Below are 7146 nucleotides of genomic sequence, written 5' to 3'. Positions count from 1 at the left end.
GCCCCGTAGGGACGCTAGAAAACATGGATGTTTTCTAGCAGCCTACAAGGACGTACTTGCGGCGTGTCCCGGAGCGGGCATGCCCGTCGCCCGGCCCCAGCACGTATCAATGAAAACGCTGCAGTTGTTGTTGCCCTTGCCGATCAAGCCGCGAAAATATTCCCAGGCCCATTCGACGGCGGTACCGGCGGCGGCGTGGTGCGGCCGCGGTGGGCGAACATCTGTTCCCAGGCCGCGTAGACCGCGCCTACGTACAGTGGCATCACCACGGCCGTGTTGGTCAGCTGCATCACGAACGCGGCCGCACCTGGGCCACCAGCCATCATCGCCAGCTGCATCACGATGATCATCACGAAGTAGATGCACAGCGTGGCGATCAGGCCCAACACCATGAACACCGCCATCGCGCCGAAATTGTGCATGCAGCCCTGCAGGCTCATGCGCAGCGCATGCATGCCGCTCTGGTGATCGAACACCACCAGCGCCGGCTGCGTGAACATCGCCATGCTCATCGCCACGAACGTCGCAAACGAAAGCGCGATCCACAGCAGGATGCGTTTGACCGGCACGTTGTCCAGCACCGCCAGCATCTGCTCGCTGTTGGGCGGCGCGCCCGACTGCTGCAGGTCCTGCACCTTCAATGCCGCCTGGGCCATCGCCGTGAAGCCTTCGGTGCCGATCAGCACCACCAGCAGCGCACCCAGCCCGATGATCACCACCAGCTGGATGGCCAGCGGCACCAGCAGATGGCTCACCCGGCGGTCGCGGATCGGCTGCAGCAGGTGCACCGGCTGCGCGCGGTGGCCCTGGTTGATCTCGCCCACCGCCCACAGCATGCCGCCGAACACCACCGGGCCCACCGCCAGCGAGATCAGCTGCGCCAGCAGGCCCAGCCAGCTCGGCAACGCCTGTGCGATGACCAGGATCAGCGAACTGACCAGCATGCCGATCACGCCCAGCACCGCCAGCTGCATCGGCGCACGGCGATACAGGGAAAACGCGTCCAACAGCCATTGGGCGCCCGCCGAGGCGGGCAGCTTGCGAATGTCGCTCATACCATTCCGGAACAGGGGAGGAGGCGCATGCGCCCCGAATCGGATCGATTATCCCTGTTTTCCGTGCGCACCACCTGAAGGACAGGCCTCTTCGCGCCGTGCCTCAGTTGTTGCGCGCCTGGCGCACGAAGCGGCGCAGCAGCTGGCGGGCCAGCGGGGCGGCACTGACGTCGCGGGCCACCGTGCGGGCGCAGCCGCCGTGGCGGCCGATGCAGTCGGCGCGGGCACGCACGTAGCCGCGCATGTGGTGGGTGGCGAACTCCGGGTGGAACTGCACGCCCCAGGCCTGGCGGCCCCAGCGGAAGGCGTGGCAGTTGTCCTGCGCCGAGCGGGCCAGGATCGCGGCGCCGTCCGGCGCGCGCAGCACCGTCTGCAGGTGCGTGGCATGGGCGGCGAAGCGGGCCGGCAGGCCGGCGAACAGCGGGTCGTCGACCGCCGAGGGCTCCAGCGCCAGCTCGATCGTGCCCGATTCGCGACCGGCCGGGTTGTAGGCCACTTCACCGCCCAGCGCATGCGCCAGCAGCTGGTGGCCGTAGCAGATGCCGAACACCGGGCGGTCGTCGTGTGCGGCATCACGCAGCCACTGCGCGCTGCGCTCGCTCCAGTCGGCGCGGTCGGTCACGTAGGCGGCCGAGCCGCTGATGATCACCCCGGCAAACTGGCGGGGGTCGGGCAGCTGCCCGCCGTGTTCGACGTCAACTACCACCGTCTCGTCCGCATCCAGCCCCGCCGCCACCCGGATCCAGTGCGGAAAACGGCCGTAGCGGCGCAGCGAGGCGACCGGTTGGCCGGTTTCAAGAATCAGGAAGGGCGAGCGGTTCATCAGCAGGAGGCAGTACGGTCAGGACTTCCTCGATTGTAGTCAGCCCTGCGGCTACCTTTTCAAGTCCCGCGCGACGCAGGGTTCGCAACCCTTCAGCACGCGCGGCACGGCTGAAACCGGCCAGATCCATGTCCGCGCGGATCAGCCCGCGCAGCCGCGAACCCAATGGCAGCAACTCATACAGGCCTACCCGGCCCAGGTAACCGGTGCGCCGGCAGTCCAGGCAACCGGCCGGCGCATATGGCGTGGGCGCCTGAGGTAATGCTTCATCGGCATCAGCCAACACCGCCCATTGCGCCGCGCTGAGCGCCTTGGGCACCTTGCAGTGCGGGCAGAGCGTGCGCACCAGGCGCTGGGCCAGGATGCCGTTGAGCGTGGAGGCCAGCAGGTAGTGCGGCACGCCCAGGTCGAGCAGGCGGGTGATCGCCGAGGGGGCGTCGTTGGTATGCAGCGTGGACAGCACCAGGTGGCCGGTCAGCGAGGCCTGCACCGCCATCTGCGCGGTTTCCAGGTCGCGGATCTCGCCGATCATGATGATGTCCGGGTCCTGCCGCAGCAGGGTGCGCACGCCGGCGGCGAAGTCCAGGTCGATGTTGGTCTGCACCTGCATCTGGTTGAATTCCGGCGCGATCATTTCGATCGGGTCTTCCACCGTGCAGACGTTCACGTCCGGCGTGGCCAACCGCTTCAGCGTTGAATACAGGGTGGTGGTCTTGCCCGAGCCGGTGGGCCCGGTGACCAGCACGATGCCGTGCGGGCGCTCCACCAGCGCGGTCCAGCCGGCGGCCTCCTCCGGGCTGAAACCGAGCTGGTCGATGCTCTTGAACGCCGCGTCCGGGTCGAAGATGCGCATCACGCACTTCTCGCCGAAGGCGGTGGGCATGGTCGACAGGCGCATTTCCACCTCCCGCCCGCCCGGCGAACGGGTCTTGATGCGGCCGTCCTGCGGGCGCCGGCGCTCGGCCAGGTCCATGCGGCCCAGCACCTTGATCCGGCTGACCATGGCGGTCATCACCGGCGGCGGCACCTCGAACACCTTGTGCAGCACCCCGTCGATGCGGAAGCGCATGCGGCCCATGTCGCGGCGCGGCTCCAGGTGGATGTCCGAGGCGCGCTGCTCGAAGGCGTACTGCAGCAGCCAGTCCACGATGTGCACCACGTGCTGGTCGTCGGCGTTCACATCGCCGGCGCGGCCCAGTTCGACCAGCTGCTCGAAGCTGGGCAGGGTGCCGCTGGGCTCGCCGCGCACGTCGCCGCGCGCGCCGCGCACCGAGCGGGTCACCCCGTAGAACTCCATCGTGTAGCGGTGCAGGTCCAGCGGGTTGACCATGGCCAGCTCGATCCGGCGCCGGGTCAGGTGCTGCAGGTCGAGCAGCCATTCCTGGGCCAGTGGCTCGCTGGTGGCCACCAGCAGGCGTTCGCTGTCCACCGCCAGCGGCAGGAACCGGTGGCGGCGCGCATAGGCATGCGAGACCAGCGCGGTCACCGCCGCCACGTCCACGCGGGTGGGGTCGATGCGCAGGTAGCGGGTGCCGGTGCGGGTGGCCAGCCATTCGGTCAGCCGCTCCAGCCCCAGTTCACCGCCCGAGGTGGCGGCCAGCTTCAGGTTGGCCAGCAGCACCAGCGGGTGCACTTCGCTGGCGTTGCGCGCGCCGTGGCCGGAAAAACGGATGCGTTCCAGGTCGCTGGCGGCGACCAGGCCGTCGGCAACCATGGCGGCGGCGACCTGCTCGAAGACCAGCCGGCCCGGCGGCAGAGGCCCCGGAGCTGGAGCGGGGGCGAGCGTTGCCGGAGAGCGGTGTTCCATGGCGCCAGAATCCTCGGAGCGGGGGCTGCACGGCGTGATGGCGGCTTGCCTGGAATGCCGGCGGGCGGTCCGTCGCTATACTAGCGCACCCCCTGAGCAGGCAAGACTCCGCCGCATGTCCGCGACCCAGAACGTTCCGATCACTTTCCAGGGCCTGATCCAGACCCTCAACCAGTATTGGGCGCAGCAGGGCTGCGTGCTGATCCAGCCGCTGGACCTGGAGGTCGGTGCCGGCACCTTCCACCCGGCCACCTTCCTGCGCTCGATCGGCCCGGAAAGCTGGAATGCCGCGTACGTGCAGCCCTCGCGCCGCCCCACCGACGGCCGCTACGGCGAGAACCCCAACCGCCTGCAGCGCTACTACCAGTATCAGGTGGCGATGAAGCCCAGCCCGGACAACATCCAGCAGCTGTACCTGGATTCGCTCAAGGCGCTGGGCATCGACCCGCTGGTGCACGACCTGCGCTTTGTCGAGGACAACTGGGAATCGCCCACGCTGGGCGCCTGGGGCCTGGGCTGGGAAGTGTGGCTCAACGGCATGGAAGTGACCCAGTTCACCTACTTCCAGCAGGCCGGTGGCCTGGAGTGCAAGCCGGTGCTGGGCGAGATCACCTACGGTCTCGAGCGCCTGTGCATGTACCTGCAGAACTGCGACAACGTCTATGACCTGGTCTGGACCTACGGTCCGGACGGCACGCCGGTGACCTACGGCGATGTGTACCTGCAGAACGAAGTCGAGCAGAGCACCTACAACTTCGAGTACGCCGACGTGGAAGAACTCTTCCACCGCTTCGACGCGTGCGAAAAGGAAGCGCAGAAGCTGGTCGAGGTCGGGCTGCCGCTGCCGGCCTACGAGCAGGTGTGCAAGGCCAGCCACTCCTTCAACCTGCTGGACGCGCGCCGCGCGATCAGCGTCACCGAGCGCCAGCGCTACATCCTGCGCGTGCGCGCGCTGGCCCAGGCCGTGGCAAAACTGTATGAGGCCAAGCGCATCGAAGCGGTGGCTGCCAAGGAGGTGCAGGCATGAGCACGATGCTGCCGCTGCTGATCGAACTGGGTACCGAAGAACTGCCCGTCAAGGCGCTGCCGGGCCTGGCCCAGGCCTTCTTCGATGGCGTCATCGACGGCCTGACCAAGCGTGGCGTGGCCGTGGAACGCGGCGATGCCAAGCCGCTGTCCACCCCGCGCCGGCTGGCGGTGCTGCTGCCCGGCGTGGCCGTGGAGCAGCCCGAGCAGCACGGTGAAGTGCTGGGCCCGTACCTGAACATCGCACTGGACGCCGACGGCCAGCCGACCAAGGCGCTGCAGGGCTTCGCCGCCAAGGCCGGGATCGACTGGACCGCGCTGGAACGCACCAGCGACGCCAAGGGCGAGCGCTTCGTGCACCGTTCGGTGACCCCGGGCGCGCGCACTGCCGCGCTGTTGCCGGAGATCCTGCGCGAGGCGATCGCCGCCATGCCCATTCCCAAGCCGATGCGCTGGGGCAGCCACAGCTATGGCTTCGCGCGCCCGGTGCATTGGCTGGTGCTGCTGCATGGCAAGGACGTGATCGAGGCCGAGCTGCTGGGCCTGAGCTCCGACCGCATGAGCCGCGGCCATCGCTTCATGCACGACAAGACCGTGTGGCTGTCCTCGCCGGACGACTACGTCAGCTCGCTGCAGGCCGCCTACGTGCTGGTCGACGCCGACGCGCGCCGTACCCGCATCGTCGAGGCGGTCAACGCCGAAGCGGCCAAGGCCGGTGGCCAGGCGCGCATCACCGCCGACAACCTGGACCAGGTGGTGAACCTGGTCGAATGGCCGGCGCCGGTGCTGTGCAGTTTCGAACGCGAATTCCTGGCCGTGCCGCAGGAAGCGCTGATCGAGACCATGGAGGTCAACCAGAAGTTCTTCCCGGTGCTGGATGCCGGCGGCAAGCTGACCGAGAAGTTCATCGGCATTGCCAACATCGAATCGAAGAACGTGGCCGAAGTGTCCAAGGGCTACGAGCGGGTCATCCGCCCGCGCTTCGCCGATGCCAAGTTCTTCTTCGACGAAGACCTCAAGCAGGGCCTGGAGTCGATGGGCGATGGCCTGAAGACCGTGACCTACCAGGCCAAGCTGGGTTCGGTGGCCGACAAGGTGCAGCGCGTGGTCGCGCTGGCCGGCGCCATCGCCGCACAGGTCGACGTGGACCCGGTGCTGGCCAAGCGCGCCGCGCTGCTGGCCAAGAACGACCTGCAGTCGCGCATGGTCAACGAGTTCCCGGAACTACAGGGCATCGCAGGCCGCCACTACGCGGTGACCGGTGGCGAATCGCCCGAGGTGGCGCTGGCCATCGACGAGGCCTACCAGCCGCGCTTCGCCGGCGATGACATCGCGCTGTCGGCGCTGGGCAAGGTGCTGGCCATCGCCGAGCGGCTGGACACCCTGGCCGGCGGTTTCGCCGCAGGCCTGAAGCCGACCGGCAACAAGGACCCGTTCGCCCTGCGCCGCAACGCGCTGGGCCTGGCACGCACGATCATCGAGTCGGGCTTCGACCTGGACCTCCGCGCGCTGTTGGCCACGGCTCTGTCCGGTCTTCCGGCCGCCGTGCAGCCCAGCGCCGAGCGCAACACCGACGCACTGCCGCAGGAGCTGTACGACTTCATCCTCGACCGCCTGCGCGGCTACTACACCGACAAGGGCGTGCCGGCCACGCACTTCAATGCGGTGGCGGAACTGAAGCCGGCGTCGCTGTACGACTTCGACCGCCGCGTGGATGCCATCGGCATCTTCGCCGCGCTGCCGGAAGCCGAGGCGCTGGCTGCGGCCAACAAGCGCATCCGCAACATCCTGCGCAAGGCCGAGGGCGAGATCCCGGGCATGGTGGATCCGGCGCTGTTGGCAGAACCGGCCGAAAGCGAACTGGCCGAAGCCGTGGAAGCGGCCATCGATGACAGCAACGCCAGCCTGCACCAGAAGGATTACGTCAGCGTTCTGGCGCGTCTGGCACGTCTGCGCGCCCAGGTCGATGCGTTCTTCGACGGCGTGATGGTCAATGCCGACGACCCGGCCCTGCGCGGCAACCGCCTGGCACTGCTGAAGCGGCTGGGCGACCGGTTGGGCAGCGTGGCGGCGATCGAGCATCTGTCGAGCTGACGCAAGCGCACTCATCTGCGGTGCAACCCTTGAAGCGCCCGGCCTGTCCGGGCGCTTTTCATTTGCGCGCGCGCTGGCGTGACCATGCAACACATCCGAGTTCTGATTGAGCAATCGATACGTATCGAATGAAACGATAGGTTTTTGAAATCCCCAGGCATGGACAAGTCGTAAAGATGTCGGCGCGCCGCAGAACCGTGCGGTCCTCCTCCATCTGCACTCCCTGGAAGCACTCCCGACATGCCTCTCTCACGCCCTGCTGATGCGGCTCGCATGCCTGCGAGCCTCCGAATCGTTGCGCAACCATCCTGCAGCACACATCACGCCGAGCTGAACAGCGA

General features: G+C 67.8%; 5 protein-coding genes. 2 read left to right on the top strand and 3 right to left on the bottom strand.

Features of this window, described 5'->3' with window-relative positions; all coding sequences use genetic code 11:
- Nucleotides 1-143: 143 nt before the first annotated feature.
- The 3 genes from ACREPD_RS01055 to ACREPD_RS01045 form a co-directional block, all read right to left on the bottom strand.
- Nucleotides 144-1055, bottom strand: a complete 912-nt coding sequence (locus tag ACREPD_RS01055; RefSeq protein WP_431597553.1) for a BPSS1780 family membrane protein — start codon at nt 1053-1055, stop codon at nt 144-146.
- Nucleotides 1056-1158: 103 nt separating this feature from the next.
- On the bottom strand, nt 1159-1878 hold the full coding sequence (locus ACREPD_RS01050; protein WP_421567646.1) for a glutamine amidotransferase: 720 nt from the start codon (nt 1876-1878) through the stop codon (nt 1159-1161).
- Entirely contained in the window at nt 1850-3685 is a 1836-nt protein-coding gene (locus ACREPD_RS01045; RefSeq protein WP_431597552.1) for a GspE/PulE family protein, read from the bottom strand. The genes ACREPD_RS01050 and ACREPD_RS01045 overlap by 29 nt, the downstream gene beginning before the upstream one ends.
- A 115-nt stretch (nt 3686-3800) precedes the next feature.
- Between ACREPD_RS01045 and glyQ the strand changes: the two genes are divergently transcribed.
- Nucleotides 3801-4712, top strand: a complete 912-nt coding sequence (gene glyQ / locus ACREPD_RS01040) for a glycine--tRNA ligase subunit alpha (protein ID WP_431597551.1) — start codon at nt 3801-3803, stop codon at nt 4710-4712.
- Nucleotides 4709-6805, top strand: a complete 2097-nt coding sequence (gene glyS / locus ACREPD_RS01035; protein ID WP_431597550.1) for a glycine--tRNA ligase subunit beta — start codon at nt 4709-4711, stop codon at nt 6803-6805. The genes glyQ and glyS overlap by 4 nt, the downstream gene beginning before the upstream one ends.
- The last annotated feature ends 341 nt before the right edge of the window (nt 6806-7146 follow it).

Origin of the sequence: Stenotrophomonas sp., assembly GCF_050737075.1 — a bacterium.
Classification (GTDB): domain Bacteria; phylum Pseudomonadota; class Gammaproteobacteria; order Xanthomonadales; family Xanthomonadaceae; genus Stenotrophomonas.
This window is presented reverse-complemented; position numbering and strand designations above follow the sequence as displayed.